Here is a 17,262-nt window from a genome sequence, read left to right as displayed (position 1 = left end):
CCCTCACTTCGGGATCGGCCGCGGCTTGCCGTCGTGGTCGATCGCCACGTAGGTCAGGTTCGCCTCGGTGACCTTGACGACCTGCAGGTTGGCCGGATTGCGCTCGGCCAGCACGGAGACCTGCACGGTGATCGAGGTGTTGCCGACCCGCACGACGCGTGAATAGAAGCTGACCAGGTCGCCCACCGACACCGGCTGCTTGAAGGTGAACTGGTTGACCGCGACCGTCGCGATGCGGCCCTTGGCGATGCGCGCCGGCAGCACCGCGCCGGCCAGGTCGACCTGCGCCATCAGCCAGCCGCCGAAGATGTCGCCATTGCCGTTGACGTCTGCGGGCATCGGCATCACGCGCAGCACCAGCTCGCTGCCATCGGGCAAACTGCTGGGGCCGGTCAGCGCCGTCGGCATCGGGCTTGAAGAGTCGGACATCGGCTTGATCTCTCGGTGAGTTGCGGCTTGATTGTCCACGACGGTTTTCTGCGCGACCGCTCTTCGCCAGCCCTCCCACGCCAGCAGCCCGCTCCTTCGATGCGCCGTTCCCAAAGCCTGAATGTCCCGCTGGCCCCCGAGGCCGCCGGCCCGCGCTCGGATTGGGACACGCTGCGCCGCCTGTTCCCGTTCCTGTGGCCGTACCGCTGGCGCATCGGCATCGCGCTGCTGTTCCTGTTCAGCGCCAAGGCGGCCAACGTCAGCGTGCCGGTGCTGCTGAAGCACCTGGTGGATGCGCTGGACTTGAAGGCGGGCGACCCGCGCGCGCTGCTGGTGGTGCCGATCGGCCTGCTGCTGGCTTATGCCGGGCTGCGGCTGGCGACCTCGCTCTTCACCGAGCTGCGCGAGCTGGTGTTCGCCAAGGTCTCGTTCGGCGCGTCGCGGCAGATCGCGCTGCAGGTGTTCCGCCATCTGCACGCGCTGAGCCTGCGCTTCCACCTCGAGCGCCAGACGGGCGGGCTGTCGCGCGACATCGAACGCGGCACGCGCGCGCTGCAGTCGCTGGTGTCGTATTCGCTGTACACGATCCTGCCGACGCTGGTCGAGGTGCTGCTGGTGCTCGGCATCCTCGGCTTCCGCTTCGACGCCGGTTATGTCTGGATCACGCTGGCCGCGCTGGCCGCCTACACCGTCTTCACCGTCGCGGTGACCGAGTGGCGCACGCGCTTCCGGCGCGAGATGAACGAGCTCGATTCGAAGGCCCATACGCGGGCGATCGATGCGCTGCTGAACTACGAGACCGTCAAGTACTTCAACAACGAGGAGCTCGAGGCGCGGCGCTACGACGAGGGGCTGGACGCCTACCGGCGCGCGCAGCTGAAATCGCAGACCACCTTGTCGCTGCTCAACGTCGGCCAGCAGCTGATCATCGCGACGAGCCTCGTCGCGATGCTGTGGCGGGCGACGCAGGGGGTGGTCGACGGCCGCTTGACGCTCGGCGACCTGGTGATGGTCAACGCGTTCCTGATCCAGCTCTACATCCCGCTGAATTTCCTCGGCGTGCTGTACCGCGAGGTCAAGCAAAGCCTGACCGACCTGGAACGCATGTTCGGCCTGCTCGAGCGTGAACGCGAAGTCGCCGACGCGCCCGGTGCGCCCGACCTGGCGGTGAACGAAGGGACAGTGCGCTTCGAGAACGTCAGCTTTTCGTACGACCCGGCGCGGCCGATCCTGCACGACGTCAGCTTCGAGGTGCCTGCGGGCAAGACGGTGGCGGTGGTCGGTGCCTCGGGGGCCGGCAAGAGCACGCTGGCGCGGCTGCTGTACCGCTTCTACGACGTCTCGGGCGGGCGCATCACGATCGACGGGCACGACATCCGCGACGTGACGCAGGCGAGCCTGCGACGCTCGATCGGCATCGTGCCGCAGGACACCGTGCTGTTCAACGACACGGTGGGCTACAACATCGGCTATGGCCGCGCCGGCGCAAGCACCGAAGAGGTCGAAGGGGCAGCGCGCGCCGCGCACATCCACGGCTTCATCAGCGCGACGCCGCTGGGCTACCAGACGGTCGTCGGCGAGCGCGGGTTGAAGCTGTCCGGCGGCGAGAAGCAGCGCGTCGCGATTGCCCGCACGCTGCTGAAGAACCCGCCGATCATGATCTTCGACGAAGCCACGTCGGCGCTCGATTCGGCCAACGAGCGCGCGATCCAGGCGGAGCTGAAGAGCGCCGCGCAGGGCAAGACCGCGCTGGTCATCGCGCACCGGCTGTCGACGGTGGCCGATGCGCACCAGATCGTCGTGCTCGATGGCGGCCGGGTCGTCGAGCGCGGCACGCATGCCGCGCTGCTGGCGGCCAACGGTCCTTATGCCCGCATGTGGCGCCTGCAGCAGTCGGCCGCCGACGATTCCTCGGGAACCGCGGTCTCGCACCGCTAAACTCCCGGCCCGTGGAAACCAAGTGGCTTGAAGACTTCGTCAGCCTGGCCGAAACCCGCAGCTTTTCGCGCTCAGCCCAGTTGCGGCACGTCACGCAGCCGGCGTTCTCGCGCCGCATCCAGGCGCTCGAAGCCTGGGCCGGCATCGACCTGGTCGACCGCTCGGCCTACCCGACGCGCCTGACCTCGGCCGGCGAGACGCTGCATGCGCAGGCGCTGGAGATCCTGACCGCGCTGCAGTCGGCGCGCAACCTGATGCGCTCGCACCGCGCCAGCGGCCAGGACGTCATCGAGTTCGCGGTGCCGCACACGCTGGCCTTCACCTTCTTCCCGCACTGGCTGATGGAGTTGAAGCGCAGCTTCAGTGCAGTCAAGACGCGCCTGATCGCGCTGAACGTGCACGACGCGGTGCTGCGGCTGACCGAAGGCGGCTGCGACCTGCTGATCGCCTACCACCACGCGTCGCAGCCGCTGCAGCTGAGCCCCGACCGCTACGAGATGCTGTCGCTCGGCCACGAGACGCTGGCCGCGTATTCCAAGGCCGACGCCGCCGGCCAGCCGATGTTCCGGCTCGCCGCGGGTGCTGCGCCGGTGCCGCTGCTGGCCTACGCCACCGGCGCCTACATGGGCTACATGGTCGAGCAGATCATTCGCCAGATGCCGGCGCCGCCGGCGCTGGAGACGATCTACGAGACCGACATGTCCGAGGGCCTGAAGGCGATGGCCCTCGAAGGCCACGGCCTCGCGTTCCTGCCGGCGAGCTCCGTGCGCAAGGAGCTGAAGGCTCGCCGCATGGTCGCCGCCGCGCCGCCGGGCGTCGGCGAGCTGACGATGGAGGTGCGCATCTACCGCGAGCGGCCGGAAGTGGCGCGGCATGCCAAGTCGGCGGCGCAGCTGTTGTGGGAGTACCTGCGCGCTCAAGCGCGCTGAGCGTCGCGGGCCTCAGTGGCCCAGGATCTTCGACAGGAAGTCCTTCGTCCGCTCGCTTTGCGGGTTATCGAAGAACTGATGCGGCGGCGCCTGCTCGACGATCTGGCCCTGGTCCATGAAGATCACGCGGTTGGCCACCGCCTTCGCGAAGCCCATCTCGTGCGTGACGCAGATCATCGTCATGCCCTGGCCGGCGAGCTCGATCATCACGTCGAGCACTTCCTTGATCATCTCGGGGTCGAGCGCCGAGGTCGGTTCGTCGAACAGCATGATCTTCGGCGTCAGGCACAGCGCGCGCGCGATCGCCACGCGCTGCTGCTGGCCGCCCGACAGCTGCAGCGGGTACTTCAGCGCCTGCTCGGAGATGCGCACGCGCTTGAGTTGCTGCATCGCGCGCTCCTCGGCCTCGGCGCGCGGCAGCTTGCCGACCCACATCGGCGCCAGCGTCAGGTTCTCCAGCACCGTCAGGTGCGGGAACAGGTTGAACTGCTGGAACACCATGCCGACCTGCTTGCGGATCGCCTCGATCGCCTTGACGTCGTCGCTCAACTCGACACCGTCGACCCGCAGCGTGCCTTCCTGGTGCTCCTCGAGCCGGTTGATGCAGCGGATCAGCGTCGACTTGCCCGAGCCCGACGGCCCGCAGACGACGATGCGCTCACCGCGCGCGACGTCGAGGTCGATGTCGCGCAACACGTGGAAGTTGTTGCCGTACCACTTGTTGACCTTCTGGAAGCTGATGATCGATTCGGTCATGGTCAACGCGTCTTGCTGACGGAAACGTGCTTCTCGACCCACAGGCTGTAGCGTGACATCGAGAAGCAGAAGACGAAGTAGATCGCGGCGATGAAGAGATAGGCCTCGATCTTGAACGGGCGCCAGTTGGCGTCGGAATTCAGCGCCAGCCCCATCGCGCCGGTCAGCTCGTAGAGGCTGACGATGGTCACCAGCGAGGTGTCCTTGAAGATCGAGATGAAGCTGTTCATGATGCCCGGCACGACCATCGCCAGCGCCTGCGGCAGCACGATCTTGCGCTGCGTCTGCCAGTACGACAGGCCGATCGAGTCAGCGGCTTCGAGCTGGCCCTTCGGGATCGCCTGCAAGCCGCCGCGCACCGTCTCGGCCATGTAGGCCGCGGTGAACAGCGTGATGCCGACGAGCACGCGCACCAGCACGTCGATCGTCATGCCGGGCGGCATGAAGAGCGGGAACATGAAGCTGGCCATGAACAGCACGCTGATCAGCGGCACGCCGCGGATCAGCTCGACGTAGATCACGCACACCGTGCGGATCGCCGGCATGTTCGAGCGCCGGCCCAGCGCGACCAGCACGGCCAGCGGGAACGCCAGCACGATCGCCAGCGAGGCCAGCATGACGGTCAGCGGCAGCCCGCCCCAGCGGTCGGTCGTGACCGGCGTCAGGCCGGCGAAGCCGCCGGCCATCAGGCCGAAGAAGAGGGCGAGCACAGCCACCCACAGCAGCGCGAGCCACGGTCGCCAGAAGGCGCGCATGCAGCTCGCGACCAGCAGCGCGACCAGCGCCAGCGTCGCAACCTCCGGCCGCCACTGCTGATCGAACGGGTAGCGGCCGAAGATGATCAGCCGGTGCTTCTCGGTGATCACGCCCCAGCAGGCCGCGATGCCGCGCGCGGCCTGGCAGCGGTCGGCATCGGCGGCGAAGACCGCGCGTGCGAAGGCCCAGTCGATGGCGCCGGGCAGCCACCACAGCGCGAGCGCCAGCATGAACAGCGTGACCGTGGCGTTGCGCCAGTCGCCGAAGAGGTTGCGGCGGATCCACGGGATCAGGCCTTCGGTGCGGACCGGCGAAGGCCGTGCAGGGATCGGTTGGAAGACGTCGGCCATCGGCTTAACGTTCCTTGATCGCCGCGCGCTTGTTGTACCAGTTCATCAGCCCCGAGGTCGTCAGCGACGTGAACAGGTACACCAGCATGATGATCGCGATGCACTCGACCGCGCGGCCGGTCTGATTCAGCGCGGTGTTGGAGATCGACACCACGTCGGGATAGCCGATCGCCACCGCGAGCGACGAGTTCTTGGTCAGGTTCAGGTACTGGTTGGTCGTCGGCGGGATGATCACGCGCAGCGCCTGCGGCAGCACGACCAGGCGCATCAGCTGCCCGCGCGACAGGCCCAACGCGCCTGCCGCTTCGCTCTGCCCGCCGGGCACCGACTGGATGCCGCCGCGCACCACTTCGGCGATGAAGGCCGCGGTGTAGAAGGTCAGGCCCAGCAGCACCGAGATGAACTCCGGCGTCAGCGCGCTGCCGCCTTCGACGGCCACGTCACCGGCCTTCGGCAGGTTCCACTCGTTCGGCGACCCGCCGGCGAGCCAGCCGAGCAGCGCGCCGCCGAGCATCAGGGCCACCGCCGGCGCGGCGACCGGCAGCGGCCGGCCGGTGCGCTCGAAGCGCAAGCGCACCCAGCGCGCATAACCCCACGCCGCAGCGGCCCCCACGATGAGGCCGCCGGCCGTCAACGCATGGCCCGTGCCCCACACCGGCACCGGCAGGTTCAGCCCGCCCTTGCTCAGGAAGAACACGCCGAAGGCCGACAGCGGCTCGGCGGGATCGGGCAGCCATTCGGTCAGCAGCAGGTACCACATCAGCAGCTGCAGCAGGATCGGGATGTTGCGGAACAGCTCGACATAGCCGTAGCACAGCCCGCGCACGATCGCGTTGTGCGAGAAGCGGCCGATGCCCAGCAGCGTGCCGATCAGCGTGGCCAGCACGATGCCGATCACCGCGACGCGCAGGGTATTGAGCACGCCGATCAGGAACGCCTTCCAGTACGGATCGAGCGCGTCGTAGGCGATCGGCAGCTCGCCGATGTCGAAGCCCGCGGGCTGCAGCAGGAAGTCGAAACCGCTGCGGATGCCGCGCACCCGCATGTTCTCGAAGGTGTTGTGCGCGAGGAACCAGACTGCCAGCACGATCAGCGTCAGTGCCAGCAGCTGGTACAGCAAGGCCCGCACCGCGCGGCTGCGCAGCGACCAGTCGCGTTTGCCCTTGGGGGCGGCGCGGGCCGTCATCGGCTCAGAGTCAGGCGATCAGCGCACCGGCGGGGCGTACATGATGCCGCCCTTGTTCCACAAGCCATTCACGCCGCGCGGCAGGCCGAGCGACGACTTCTCGCCGACGTTGCGCTCGAAGATCTCGCCGTAGTTGCCGACCGCCTTGATCGCGCGGTAGGCCCAGTCCTTGTCGAGGCCGAGCAGCTTGCCGGTGTCTTCGCTGGTGCCGAGGATGCGCTGCACCACCGGATCGGTGCTCGTCTTCTGCTGGTCGGCATTGGCCTGCGTGACGCCGTATTCCTCGGCCTCGATCAGCGCGAAGACCACCCACTTGGCGATGGCGAAGAACTCGTCGTCGCCGCGGCGCACCACCGGCCCCAGCGGCTCCTTCGAGATCAGCTCGGGCAGGATGATGTGGTCGGCGGGGTTCTTGGCTTCCTGCTTGCGGTACGAGGCCAGGCCCGACGCATCGGTGGTGTAGGCCTGGCAGCGGCCGGAGAAATACGCGCCGTTGGCGGCTTCGACCTTCTCGAACACCACCGGCTTGATGTCGAGCTTGTTGGCGCGCGAGAAGTCGGTCAGGTTCTTCTCGGTCGTGGTGCCCGACTGCACGCAGACCGTCGCGCCCTTGAGCTGCTTGGCGCTCTTGACCTTGCCCTTGGCCGGCACCATGAAGCCCTGGCCGTCGTAGAAGGTCACGCCGATGAAGTTCATGCCGAGCGAGGCGTCGCGCGTCAGCGTCCAGGTGGTGTTGCGCGACAGGATGTCGACCTCGCCGGACTGCAGCGCCGTGAAGCGCTGCTGCGCCGTCAGCGGCACGTACTTGATCTTGGTGGCATCGCCGAGCATTGCGGCGGCGATCGCCTTGCAGACGTCGACGTCGAGGCCGGTCCAGTTGCCCTGGCTGTCGGCGGCCGAGAAGCCCGGCAGGCCGGTGTTGACACCGCAGACCAGCTGGCCGCGGGCCTTGATCGCATCCATCGTCTTGCCGGCCTGCGCGGGCAGCGCGGCGAGCGCCAGCGCGGTCGCGGCGACGGCGGCGCCGAGCCAGGTCTTGGTCGTCTGTTGCTTCATGTGGTGCATCCCCCGGGAGTTGTTCGGCACTTGGAAACAGCGGCTGCCAGGCGGGCCGGCGGCCGCAAGCGTGCGCGAGTATAGGGACGCAAGAAGCGTGCGAGCCCTGGCGCCAACCCGTAGCGCCGGGGCTCGGAGAGCCAAGCGCCGCGCGTTGCTCAGGGCCGTGCTTCAGGGCCGTGCTTCAGGGACGCGCGATCGCCGCGGCTTCGCTGTCCAGGATGCCGAGGAAGCGCTGGACCAGGCCGTCCTTCAGCTGCCACACATGCACCCACTCGCACTCGAACACGCCGCCGTCCGGCAGCGCCTGCGTGCGCTCGAAGCCGATCACCGTGACGTGGTCCGGGCCGACCAGGAACTGGCGCGGCTCGAAGGCCTGGATGCCGTCGACCTGCGCCACCATGCCGAACCACTCTGCCACCTGGCCATGGCCGCGCGCGGTGCCGGTGTAGGGCGCCTTGCGGTCGCCGATGAATTGCCAGGTGACATCGGTGCTCAGCAGCGCGAGCAGGCCGGGGATGTCGCCGCGGCCGAAGGCGGCGTAGAGGTTCTGGATCGTCGACAGCGGATCGCTCATGAGGATCTCCTGCAGGGTGAGTGGACGGACCATCCGGTCTACGCCGTTCGCGCCGCCGCGGATGCAGCGAATGACAGAATTGCAGAATGAGAACGATGTTGACGATCACCCGCCCCGACGACTGGCATCTGCACCTGCGCGACGGCGCGGCGATGGCCGCGGTGCTGCCGCACACTGCGCGCCAGTTCGGCCGCGCGATCGTGATGCCGAACCTGAAGCCGCCGATCACGACCACGGCGATGGCGCTGGCCTACCGCGACCGCATCCTCGCCGCGCTGCCGGCCGGGCTGACGTTCGAGCCGCTGATGACGCTGTACCTGACCGATCGCCTGGACGCCGACGAGATCCGCCGCGCGCGCGCCGCCGGCATCGTCGCCGCCAAGCTCTACCCGGCCGGCGCGACGACCAACAGCGACGCCGGCGTCACCGACATGCGCAAGATCCACGCGGTGCTCGAGACGATGCAGCGCGAAGGTTTGCTGCTGCTGGTGCATGGCGAGGTCACCGACCCGGCCGTCGACGTGTTCGACCGCGAGGCGGTGTTCATCGAGCGCGTGATGCAGCCGCTGCGGCGCGACTTCCCGGCGCTGAAGGTGGTCTTCGAGCACATCACGACCAAGGAAGCCGCGCAGTACGTCGCCGAGGCCGGCCCCGAGACCGCCGCGACGATCACCGCGCACCACCTGCTCTACAACCGCAATGCGATTTTCCAGGGTGGCCTGCGGCCGCATTACTACTGCCTGCCGGTGCTCAAGCGCGAGCAGCACCGCCAGGCGCTGGTCGCCGCCGCGGCCTCGGGCAGCGCGAAGTTCTTCCTCGGCACCGATTCGGCACCGCATGCCTCGGTGATGAAGGAAGCGTCGGTGTGCGGCGCCGGCTGCTTCACCGCGTTGAGCGCGCTGGAGCTGTATGCCGAAGCCTTCGAGGCCGTCGATGCGCTGGACAAGCTCGAAGGTTTCGCCAGCCATCATGGGCCGGCGTTCTACGGGCTGCCGCGCAATGCGGGCACGGTGACGCTGAAGCGCGAGAGCTGGACGCTGCCGCAGAGCGTGCCGTTCGGGGATGCGCAGCTGAAGCCCTTGCGAGGCGGCGAGACGCTGGCCTGGCGGCAGGTGGATTGACGACGCTGAAGCTGGACCCGTTCGTCGTCGTCGGCGACGCGCCGTTCTCGTGCCGGCGCGATGACATCGTCGCCGCGCGCGGCCAGCCTTTTGCCGAGGCGCGCAACGACGTCGGCCTGACCGAACTCGACTACGGCGACATCGTGTTCCGCTTCCAGGACAACGGCCGGCTCGAGGAGATCACGACGCAGGCGCCGGTGCTCGAGCTCGATGCCGTCGCGGTGCCGTTCCGCAGCCTGGAAGCCTTCGTGCAGGCGCAGGACCCGGATGCCTTTCGTCGCGCCGGCTTCATCGTCAGCCCGCGCTTCGGCCTGGCCTTCGACCCGTCGGAGCCGTGCTGGATCACCGCGCTGGCGCGCCACTGCCTGGCGCAATGGCGCGCGCTGTGAATCAGGCTCAGGCCGGCAGGAAACCTTCGATCGACAGATACCGTTCGCCGGTGTCGTAGTTGAAGCCGAGCACGCGGCTGCCGGCCGGCAGCGCGGGCAGCTTCTGCGCGATGGCTGCCAGCGTCGCGCCGCTGGAGATGCCGACCAGCAGGCCCTCCTCGCGCGCGCAGCGCCGCGCCATCTCGCGCGCGGCTTCGGCCTCGACCTGGATCACACCATCGAGCAGGGCGGTGTGCAGGTTCTTCGGCACGAAGCCGGCGCCGATGCCCTGGATCGGGTGCGGCGCCGGCTGGCCGCCGGAAATCACCGGCGAGGCGCTCGGCTCGACGGCGAAGACCTTCAATTGCGGCCACTTGGCCTTCAAGACCTGCGCGCAGCCGGTGATGTGGCCGCCGGTGCCGACGCCGGTGATCAGCGCATCGATGCCCTCGGGGAAGTCGGCGGCGATCTCGGCGGCGGTGTGGCGCACGTGCACGTCGATGTTCGCCGGGTTGTCGAACTGCTGCGGCATCCAGGCGCCCGGCGTGCTCTCGACGATCTCCTGCGCCCGGGCGATGGCGCCCTTCATGCCCTTCTCGCGCGGCGTCAGGTCGAAGCTCGCGCCGTAGGCCAGCATCAGCCGGCGGCGCTCGATGCTCATGCTGTCGGGCATCACGAGGATCAGCTTGTAGCCCTTGACGGCGGCGACCACGCCCAAGCCGATGCCGGTGTTGCCCGAGGTCGGCTCGACGATCGTGCCGCCGGCCTTCAATGCGCCGCGCGCTTCGGCATCCTCGACCATCGACAGCGCGATGCGGTCCTTGATCGAACCGCCGGGGTTCGAGCGTTCGGACTTGATCCATACCTCGGCGTCCGGGAACAGGCGGCTGATGCGGATGTGCGGCGTGTTGCCGATCGTCGCGAGGACATTGTTGGCTCTCATCGGTTCAGGTCTCCTTGCGCCGCGATAATCGCACGCGTGAAGCAAGCCAGACCGCCGCTGGGGCGATCGCCGAAAGGCGGCCCTGGAGGAAGGTCCGGACTGCACAGGGCGGCGTAGCAGCTAACGGCTGTCCACCGTGAGGTGAGGATCAGAGCAACAGAGACGAGTCGGCGCGGGGTCCCGAGCCGGGTGTTCTGCGCAGCGCCTGCGTCAGCAGGCGCCAAGGCGGCGAAAGCCGACTTGCGACGGGCGAAAGCCCGGCGGGCAGCAGCCACCCGATGCGGGGCGAAGCCCCGCATCGGGTGAAACGGGCAATCTCTACGCGCAGCAACACCGAATAGGCACACATTGATCCGGCCCGGGGAGTGTGCGGGTAGGTGGCACCGAGCCGGTGGGGTGACCCCCGGCCCAGACGAATGGCGGTCACGGCGCGGTCTTCGCAAGAGGAACGCGCTGCACAGAATCCGGCCTATCGGCTTGCTTCACACTTTTCTTGTTCTTCAACCAGCGGCAGCGCGGCGCCGTACGGGTCGGGCGACGGCTGGATCAGCGCCGCCAGCATGCCGATGCCCGAATACAGCCCGACCAGCTGTGTGACCTCGATCAGCAGCGCATCGTCGGCTTGTGCGCGCACCTTCGCGAACAGCGCATCGTCGACGTCCCGCCGCAGCACCAGCGCATCGACGAGCTCGAACAGCACGTGCGTTTGCGCCGACCACAACGCCGGATCCGGCTGCGCGCGCCGCGTATCCGCGATCTGCGCGTCCGAGAGACCCATGCGCCGCGCGATCGTGCCGACATGCAACTGCCACTCGTAGTGGTTGCGCCAGGCCACGCAGGTGCGCAGGATCAGCGCCTCGCGCAAGGGGCCCGGCAGCACGCGGCGATCCAGCAGGCCGGTGGGTCCGAGCAGGCCGCTGTCGACGAGGTGCTTGAACAGGCCTTCGTTGCGCGCGACGGCTCGGAACAGCACCGGCGGCGTCATGCCGGGCGGCAGCAGGCGGGCGAAGCAGTCGGCGAGCGCGGCGGAGTAGGGTGCGGTGACGGGGGCGATGCGGTCCATCGGGAGTTCCTGGGTCGATGCGCTACTAAATCAGTAGCGTTGCCGATGCTACAGTAAACGTAGCATGCCCTCACGCACCACCGCCCCGATGTCCACGCGTCAGCGTGCTGCCAAGGACGCGATCAACGCCGCGCTCGAGCTCTTCCAGCGGCGCTGGATGCTGCGCGTGATCTGGGAGCTGCGCAGCGCGCCGCTGACCTTTCGCGCACTGCAAGCGGCCTGCGGCGAGCTCTCGCCGACGGTGCTGAACCAGCGTCTGGCCGAGCTGCGCGAAGCCGGCCTCGCCGAGGCCGGCGCCGACGGTTATGCGCTGACGGCGCTGGGACTCGAGCTGGTGGCAGCGTTCGAGCCGCTGACGATCTGGGCGCTGCGCTGGCAACGCAAGACAGGCACCGAATGACGCTTGTCTAGACGTCGGAGCGGCGTTCGTGGAGCGGCCGCTACACTCGCCCGCTTCGATGAATCCCGACTCTCACCTGCTCTGGCGCCGCCCGCGCTGGGCGCTCGCGATGCTGCTGGCCTGCCTCGGCTCGCTGGGTCCGTTCGCGATCGACACCTACCTGCCGGCCTTCCAGGGCATCGCCACGTCGCTGAGCGCCACGCCGGCGCAGATGCAGCAGACGCTGTCGGCCTACCTGTTCGGCTTCGCGCTGATGAACCTGTTCCACGGTGCGCTGTCCGATGCGATCGGGCGCCGGCCGGTGGTGCTCGGCGGCTTGATCATGTTCACGCTGGCGTCGCTGGGTTGCGCGCTGTCCGAATCGATCGGCGCGCTGATCGCCTTTCGCGCGCTGCAGGGCATGTCGGCCGGCGCCGGCATCGTCGTCTCGCGCGCCATCATCCGCGACATGTTCCCGCCCGCTGATGCGCAGCGGGTGATGTCGCAGGTGACGATCTTCTTCGGCGTGGCGCCGGCGGTGGCGCCGATCCTCGGCGGGCTGCTGTTCGTGCATGCCGGCTGGCATTCGATCTTCTGGCTGCTGACCGGCATCGGCGCGCTGCTGATCGTGCTGAATGCCAGGCTGCTGCCGGAGACGCTGCACCTCGACCAGCGCCAGTCCTTCCATCCCGTGCCGCTGCTGCGCGGTTATGGCCAGCTGATGGGCAATCCGCGCTTCGTCGCGCTGCTGTTCGCCTCCGGCGTGCCGTTCAACGGCATGTTCCTGTACGTGCTGTCGGCGCCGGAGTGGCTGGGCACGCATCTCGCGCTCGGGCCGACGCAGTTCTTCTGGTTCTTCGTGCTGACCATCAGCGGCATCATGGGCGGCGCCTGGTTCTCCGGGCGCATGGCCGGCAAGCTGCCGCCGCGGCGGCAGATCCGGCTCGGCTTCCTGGTGATGGTGTCGGTGTCGGTGCTCAACGTGCTGCTGAACCTCGTGCTCAAGCCGCACCCGGCCTGGGCGCTGCTGCCGGTGGCCGTGTTCGCCTTCGGTTGGGCGCTGATGGCGCCGGTGGTCACGCTGATGGTGCTCGACCTGGCGCCCGACCGCCGCGGCATGGCCTCGTCGCTGCAGGCCTGCGTCGGCAGCATCGCCAACGGCGTCGTCGCCGGCGTGATCGCGCCGCTGGTGATGCATTCGACCGTCGCGCTCTCGGTGGCGTCGTTCGCTCTGATGAGCGTCGGCTTGATCGCCTGGACCTGGGTGCGCCGGCGCAACCCTTGAAATCCGGCGCTTCTCCGGCTCAAGAACTGCGGCGCGCCAGCCGATAGCCCTCGGGAGAGGTCCGCGTCCCGGCGGCCCGACTTATCCCTGCCGCCCGCATGTCCGCATCCCTCGCTTCGTTCTTCGCACCGCGCCGGCTCGCCGCCGCGCTGCTGGCCGCGTTCGCCGCGGCCGGCCCGCTGCAGGCCGCCGGCGACGCGCCCGCGATGCCCAAGCCGATGCCGGCGCGCATCGACACCCGTATCGGCCACGCCGCCGATCCGAAAGTCAAGCTGGTCGAGCCGGCCCCGCCGGCGCGCGATCCGATGGACGTGCTGCGTGAGCGCCTGGCCGAGCGGCTGGGTGCGCAGAAGGCGCCGGACGCCCAGTCGCCGTTCGTGCTGCGGGTCAGCAGCAAGGCCGAGGCCGGCGCGCAGCCGGCGCCGGTCGCTGCCGCGTCGGCCGCCGTCGCGAAGCCGCGCAAGGTGGCCGCGCCGGAAGGCTCGAAGGAATCCACCGCTGATCTCGTCACCCGCCTGCGCGCCGACAAGGCTGCTCACCGCACGCCCGACGGCCATTCGCCGCACTGGAGCTACGACGGCTCGGCCGGCCCCGAGGGCTGGGCGCGGCTGAACCCCGAATTCGCCAAGTGCGGCAGCGGCCAGCGCCAGAGCCCGATCGACATCCGCGGCGGCATCCGCGTCGACCTGGACCCGGTGCAGTTCGACTACCGGCCGAGCGGTTTCCGCGTCATCGACAACGGCCACACGGTGCAGGTCAACGTCGGCAGCGGCAATACGATCGAGGTGCAGGGCCGGCGCTACGACCTGGTGCAGTTCCACTTCCACCGGCCGTCGGAGGAACGCATCGACGGCCGCCAGTTCGACATGGTCGCGCACCTGGTGCACAAGGATGCCGAAGGGCGCCTGGCCGTGGTGGCGGTGCTGCTCGACCGCGGCAGCGCGCATGCGCTGGTGCAGCAGGTGTGGAACAACCTGCCGCTGGAAAAGGGCGAGGAGCTGGCCGCCAAGGCGCCGATCGACCTGAACCACCTGCTGCCGCAGGACAAGCGCTACTACACCTACATGGGCTCGCTGACGACGCCGCCCTGCAGCGAAGGCGTGCTGTGGATGGTGATGCAGCAGCCGGTGGCGATCGCGCAGGAGCAGATCAATGTCTTCGCGCGGCTGTACCCGATGAATGCGCGGCCGATCCAGAGCGCTTCCGGGCGCCTGATCAAGCAGTCGAACTAGTCGCCGCCGGGCCGCCCCAAGGCGACGCTCCCCCTTGGGGGGACCGGCCCGCAGGGCCGTAGGGGGCCTAGGAGTCCGGGCGGCAGAAGCCGCCGGACTCCTAGCCTGCGGCTGTATGTCCGGCTCCCCCGCGCCCCCTCCGCGAGGGGGCTCCAGCGTGTTCGACCGCTCCCACCAGCCTCCCTCCGAGAGGGAGGCTCCAGTCAGTTCGACAATCGCCGCTGCGCCACGGCTCAGCCTGCGCTCATCGATGCCATCCGCCGCAGATTCAGCGCCATGCACACGAGCTTCCACTCGGCGCGCACCCGGTGCAGCCCGCGCATGCTGAACTGTCGGAAGCCCAACACGTTCTTGATCCAGCCATTGGGTGGTTCGGCCAGCCATTTGCGGCGTCGGTAGGCCTCACGTGCCTCTGAGGTCTTCATCTTCTCAACCATCGCTGAGGTCAGCGGCAGCGTCGTCTCGTTGATTGCTCGGTGCCCCTTGCCTTCGCGGCCGATGGCCACGACAAGGTCCGTGCGCTCGGCCAGCGCCTCGAACACCGCCTCACTGCGGTAGCCCGCGTCGGCCAACGTCTGCTCGGGGTATGCGCCGAGCGTGTCCTTGACTGCCTCCACCATTGGGGGCAGTTCGTGCACGTCCGATGCGTTGTTGATCAACTCGGCCGCCACGATGATGTGGGCCGTGTCGTCCACAGCCGTCTGAGCGTTGTAGGCCGGGTCGAACCCGCCGCCGGCGCGCGGCATGATGCGGCTGTCGGGATCGGTGAAGTTGTCCTGATCCTTGTCCTGCGGAACGCCGAAAGGCCGCTTGTAGCGTCCTCCCTTGGGCTTGCCGTCCTTGCCGCGCGGCTTCTGGTCATCGTCGTCGCTACGCCCGCGTTCGAGGTCGGCTTCGCGTTGGCGCTGTTCCAACCGGGTGCGTGCTGCGGCGATGGCATCGAGCCGGTCTTGTCGCCGCGCGATCTCGGCCGGGATGTCCAGCTCGGGTTCATTCTTCTCGGCTTCGTCGGCTTGCTGCGCACGCTTCAGAAGCGCGTCGATCTGTGCCTTCAGCTCGGCTTCGGCCTTGAGCATGTGGCCGTAGCTCATCGCCTTGTGGCGGCTGGCGTTGGCCTTGACCTTGGTGCCGTCCACTGCGATGGTGCCCAGCCTGACCAGGCCCATCTCGCGCGCCAGGCGCACCACCTGCACGAACAGCTCCGACAGCTCCTTCAGGTGGAAAGCGCGGAAGTCGCGGATCGTGCGGTGCGCCGGGAAATTGCCCGCGGCCAGCACCCGGAATGCCACATCCTCTTGAAGCTTGCGCGCGATCTTGCGCGAGCTGAATACGCCCGTTGCGTAGCCATACACCAGCACCTTGATCATCATCGCCGGGTGGAAGGGCTGGTTGCGCGGGCCGTCCTTGTCGTAGCGCGCATGAAACGCGCTCAGCTCCAGCGTGTCCACCGTGTCGCTGATGAAATGCGCCAGGTGCCCTTCAGGCAGCCAATCCTGGATCGCCTCGGGCAGCAACAGCATCTGCTGCGTTTCATACGGGAGGTAGTTCGCGGCCATGGCCGCCAAACGCACCGCATCCTTCAGTGGCAGTCAGGGACTTCCCTTCTGCCGCCCAGACTCCTAGTCTTCGGCGTCGAGCTGCGTATCGACGTGCCGCAGCAGCCGCAGCAGCTCGCTGCGCTCAGCGGCGCTCAGGCCATGCACTGCTGCCTGCGCCAGCCGGCGATGCTGCTGCTGCAGCTCACGCTGGACCGCGGCGCCGGCGTCGCTGAGCTTGAGCGGCTGGCTGCGCCGGTCACCGCCGGCTTCGGCATGTTCCAGCAGCCCGATCTCCAGCAGCCGCTTGACCAGCCGCGCCAGCTGCGCCTTGTCGCGCCCGCTGTGCTCGGCCAGCGCGCTGAGCGTCGCGCCGGGGTGGTGCGAGAAGAACCCCAGCACCTTGCTCTCCAGGTGCGTCACCGCCTCGGGCCGATCGCGCAGCCCCTGGTACTGCAGCGCGCGGAAGCGGTGCATGACCCGGTGCACCAGGTCCATCACCTCGTCGGCCGAATTAGTTGACATTGTCCATCATCACCCGCATGATGGGAGACATTGTCAACCAATTCGGAAAGCCTTGCGATGAGCGAAACCACTGCCCCCCGGCGCGTGCAGCGCGTGCGCCATGAGACCCGCCGCCGCCAGCTGCTGGTCAAGCGGGTCGAGGACCTGAGCCCCGGGTTGCGCCGGATCACGCTGAGCGGCGACGAGCTGGCCGGTTTCGTCAGCGCCTCGTTCGACGACCACGTCAAGCTGATCTTCGATGCCGGCGACGGCGCCGAGCGCCCCGCGGTGATGCGCGACTACACGCCGCGGCGCCACGACGCGGCCGCCGGCGAGCTCGACATCGTGTTCGCGCTGCACGGCGACGGCCCTGCCGCCGCCTGGGCGACCCAGGCGGCGCCGGGCCAGCCGCTGGTCGTTGCCGGCCCGCGCGGCTCCTTCGTGATCCCGCTCGACTACGACTGGCACCTGCTCGCCGGCGACGAGACCGCGCTGCCGGCGATCGCACGGCGGCTCGAGGAGTTGCCTGCCGGCGCACGCGTCATCGTGCTGCTGGCGGTGGCGCCGGAAGACCGCCGGCCGCTGGCCAGCGCGGCGAACGTGACGCTGCAGTGGCTGGATGACGATGCGGCTTTGCTCGCCGCGGTGCGCGCGCTCGAGCTGCCGGCGGGCGAGGGCTACGCCTGGTGTGCCGGCGAAGCGGCGCTGATGGCCGAGCTGCGCCGCGTGCTGGTCGACGGCAAGGGCCACGACAAGCAGGCGATCCGTGCTGCCGCGTACTGGAAGCGCGGCGCCATCGCGCACCACGAAACGCTCGATCTTTGACCGTGACTGCCGGCGCACGCGGCTGCATGA

Annotated in this window: 18 protein-coding genes and 1 other RNA gene; 10 read left to right on the top strand and 9 right to left on the bottom strand. The window is 68.7% G+C overall.

Annotation, left to right across the window (positions count from 1 at the left end; genetic code table 11):
• Positions 1-3 precede the first annotated feature (3 nt).
• Positions 4-429: an acyl-CoA thioesterase gene (locus HLB44_RS31675; RefSeq protein ID WP_173132961.1), complete on the bottom strand. Its 426-nt coding sequence runs from the start codon at positions 427-429 to the stop codon at positions 4-6.
• A 99-nt stretch (positions 430-528) separates the two neighbouring features.
• On the opposite strand from HLB44_RS31675, the gene HLB44_RS31670 reads away from it, so the two are divergent.
• Positions 529-2,367, top strand: coding sequence for an ABCB family ABC transporter ATP-binding protein/permease (locus HLB44_RS31670; protein WP_173132958.1), 1,839 nt, complete (start codon positions 529-531; stop codon positions 2,365-2,367).
• Between the two features lie 11 nt (positions 2,368-2,378).
• Positions 2,379-3,296, top strand: a complete 918-nt coding sequence (locus tag HLB44_RS31665) for a LysR substrate-binding domain-containing protein (RefSeq protein ID WP_173132955.1) — start codon at positions 2,379-2,381, stop codon at positions 3,294-3,296.
• 12 nt (positions 3,297-3,308) lie between these two features.
• Here the strand turns inward: HLB44_RS31665 and HLB44_RS31660 are convergent, their stop codons facing one another.
• The 5 genes from HLB44_RS31660 to HLB44_RS31640 form a co-directional block, all read right to left on the bottom strand.
• Positions 3,309-4,052 (bottom strand): amino acid ABC transporter ATP-binding protein, encoded by a 744-nt coding sequence (locus HLB44_RS31660; RefSeq protein ID WP_173132952.1) that lies wholly within the window; start codon positions 4,050-4,052, stop codon positions 3,309-3,311.
• 2 nt (positions 4,053-4,054) lie between these two features.
• Positions 4,055-5,158, bottom strand: coding sequence for an amino acid ABC transporter permease (locus HLB44_RS31655; RefSeq protein ID WP_173132949.1), 1,104 nt, complete (start codon positions 5,156-5,158; stop codon positions 4,055-4,057).
• A gap of 4 nt (positions 5,159-5,162) precedes the next feature.
• Positions 5,163-6,344: an amino acid ABC transporter permease gene (locus HLB44_RS31650; RefSeq protein ID WP_173132946.1), complete on the bottom strand. Its 1,182-nt coding sequence runs from the start codon at positions 6,342-6,344 to the stop codon at positions 5,163-5,165.
• 18 nt (positions 6,345-6,362) lie between these two features.
• On the bottom strand, positions 6,363-7,409 hold the full coding sequence (locus HLB44_RS31645) for an amino acid ABC transporter substrate-binding protein (protein ID WP_425500884.1): 1,047 nt from the start codon (positions 7,407-7,409) through the stop codon (positions 6,363-6,365).
• A gap of 175 nt (positions 7,410-7,584) precedes the next feature.
• Positions 7,585-7,977: a nuclear transport factor 2 family protein gene (locus HLB44_RS31640; RefSeq protein ID WP_173132940.1), complete on the bottom strand. Its 393-nt coding sequence runs from the start codon at positions 7,975-7,977 to the stop codon at positions 7,585-7,587.
• An 86-nt stretch (positions 7,978-8,063) separates the two neighbouring features.
• Between HLB44_RS31640 and pyrC the strand changes: the two genes are divergently transcribed.
• Both pyrC and HLB44_RS31630 read left to right on the top strand, forming a co-directional pair.
• A complete protein-coding gene (gene pyrC, locus HLB44_RS31635; RefSeq protein ID WP_173132937.1) occupies positions 8,064-9,098 on the top strand; it encodes a dihydroorotase in 1,035 nt (344 codons plus the stop codon).
• The gene (locus HLB44_RS31630; RefSeq protein ID WP_246312576.1) at positions 9,095-9,487 is read left to right on the top strand and encodes a hypothetical protein; all 393 of its coding nucleotides are present in this window, start codon (positions 9,095-9,097) and stop codon (positions 9,485-9,487) included. Before pyrC ends, HLB44_RS31630 begins: the two co-directional genes overlap by 4 nt.
• 7 nt (positions 9,488-9,494) lie before the next feature.
• Here the strand turns inward: HLB44_RS31630 and cysK are convergent, their stop codons facing one another.
• Positions 9,495-10,409, bottom strand: a complete 915-nt coding sequence (gene cysK, locus HLB44_RS31625) for a cysteine synthase A (protein ID WP_173132934.1) — start codon at positions 10,407-10,409, stop codon at positions 9,495-9,497.
• 38 nt (positions 10,410-10,447) lie between these two features.
• Here cysK and rnpB point away from each other — a divergent pair.
• The 5 genes from rnpB to HLB44_RS31600 all read left to right on the top strand — a co-directional run bounded on the left by rnpB (position 10,448) and on the right by HLB44_RS31600 (position 14,368).
• An RNA gene (gene rnpB, locus HLB44_RS31620) (RNase P RNA component class A) lies at positions 10,448-10,897 on the top strand.
• Between the two features lie 5 nt (positions 10,898-10,902).
• A complete protein-coding gene (locus tag HLB44_RS37620; protein WP_246312575.1) occupies positions 10,903-11,529 on the top strand; it encodes a hypothetical protein in 627 nt (208 codons plus the stop codon).
• 31 nt (positions 11,530-11,560) lie between these two features.
• On the top strand, positions 11,561-11,872 hold the full coding sequence (locus tag HLB44_RS31610; protein ID WP_217283877.1) for a winged helix-turn-helix transcriptional regulator: 312 nt from the start codon (positions 11,561-11,563) through the stop codon (positions 11,870-11,872).
• 58 nt (positions 11,873-11,930) lie between these two features.
• Positions 11,931-13,136 carry a multidrug effflux MFS transporter gene (locus tag HLB44_RS31605; protein ID WP_173132928.1) on the top strand — a complete coding sequence of 402 codons (1,206 nt, stop codon included), beginning with the start codon at positions 11,931-11,933 and terminating at the stop codon, positions 13,134-13,136.
• Between the two features lie 98 nt (positions 13,137-13,234).
• Positions 13,235-14,368, top strand: a complete 1,134-nt coding sequence (locus tag HLB44_RS31600; RefSeq protein ID WP_246312574.1) for a carbonic anhydrase — start codon at positions 13,235-13,237, stop codon at positions 14,366-14,368.
• Positions 14,369-14,601: 233 nt separating this feature from the next.
• On the opposite strand, the gene HLB44_RS31595 is transcribed toward HLB44_RS31600, so the two are convergent.
• Positions 14,602-15,924, bottom strand: a complete 1,323-nt coding sequence (locus tag HLB44_RS31595; RefSeq protein ID WP_173132924.1) for an IS1182 family transposase — start codon at positions 15,922-15,924, stop codon at positions 14,602-14,604.
• Positions 15,925-15,987: 63 nt separating this feature from the next.
• Complete coding sequence (locus HLB44_RS31590; protein WP_173132920.1) at positions 15,988-16,428, bottom strand: MarR family winged helix-turn-helix transcriptional regulator; 441 nt, start codon at positions 16,426-16,428, stop codon at positions 15,988-15,990.
• 57 nt (positions 16,429-16,485) lie between these two features.
• Here HLB44_RS31590 and HLB44_RS31585 point away from each other — a divergent pair, with 57 nt between their 5' ends.
• Positions 16,486-17,232, top strand: a complete 747-nt coding sequence (locus HLB44_RS31585; protein ID WP_173132917.1) for a siderophore-interacting protein — start codon at positions 16,486-16,488, stop codon at positions 17,230-17,232.
• The last annotated feature ends 30 nt before the right edge of the window (positions 17,233-17,262 follow it).

The sequence above is a fragment of the Pseudaquabacterium terrae genome (assembly GCF_013266755.1).
Taxonomy (GTDB): domain Bacteria; phylum Pseudomonadota; class Gammaproteobacteria; order Burkholderiales; family Burkholderiaceae_C; genus Pseudaquabacterium; species Pseudaquabacterium terrae.
The sequence above is the reverse complement of the archived record's forward strand: the minus strand, read 5'-3'. Positions and strand labels throughout refer to the sequence as shown.

Coding starts and splice junctions, on each gene's coding strand:
- HLB44_RS31675 (WP_173132961.1), bottom strand. CDS start 429: ATGTCCGACTCTTCAAGCCCGATGCCGACGGCGCTGACCGGCCCCAGC.
- HLB44_RS31670 (WP_173132958.1), top strand. CDS start 529: ATGCGCCGTTCCCAAAGCCTGAATGTCCCGCTGGCCCCCGAGGCCGCC.
- HLB44_RS31660 (WP_173132952.1), bottom strand. CDS start 4,052: ATGACCGAATCGATCATCAGCTTCCAGAAGGTCAACAAGTGGTACGGC.
- HLB44_RS31655 (WP_173132949.1), bottom strand. CDS start 5,158: ATGGCCGACGTCTTCCAACCGATCCCTGCACGGCCTTCGCCGGTCCGC.
- HLB44_RS31650 (WP_173132946.1), bottom strand. CDS start 6,344: ATGACGGCCCGCGCCGCCCCCAAGGGCAAACGCGACTGGTCGCTGCGC.
- HLB44_RS31645 (WP_425500884.1), bottom strand. CDS start 7,409: ATGCACCACATGAAGCAACAGACGACCAAGACCTGGCTCGGCGCCGCC.
- HLB44_RS31640 (WP_173132940.1), bottom strand. CDS start 7,977: ATGAGCGATCCGCTGTCGACGATCCAGAACCTCTACGCCGCCTTCGGC.
- pyrC (WP_173132937.1), top strand. CDS start 8,064: ATGAGAACGATGTTGACGATCACCCGCCCCGACGACTGGCATCTGCAC.
- cysK (WP_173132934.1), bottom strand. CDS start 10,409: ATGAGAGCCAACAATGTCCTCGCGACGATCGGCAACACGCCGCACATC.
- HLB44_RS31610 (WP_217283877.1), top strand. CDS start 11,561: ATGTCCACGCGTCAGCGTGCTGCCAAGGACGCGATCAACGCCGCGCTC.
- HLB44_RS31605 (WP_173132928.1), top strand. CDS start 11,931: ATGAATCCCGACTCTCACCTGCTCTGGCGCCGCCCGCGCTGGGCGCTC.
- HLB44_RS31600 (WP_246312574.1), top strand. CDS start 13,235: ATGTCCGCATCCCTCGCTTCGTTCTTCGCACCGCGCCGGCTCGCCGCC.
- HLB44_RS31595 (WP_173132924.1), bottom strand. CDS start 15,924: ATGGCCGCGAACTACCTCCCGTATGAAACGCAGCAGATGCTGTTGCTG.
- HLB44_RS31590 (WP_173132920.1), bottom strand. CDS start 16,428: ATGTCAACTAATTCGGCCGACGAGGTGATGGACCTGGTGCACCGGGTC.
- HLB44_RS31585 (WP_173132917.1), top strand. CDS start 16,486: ATGAGCGAAACCACTGCCCCCCGGCGCGTGCAGCGCGTGCGCCATGAG.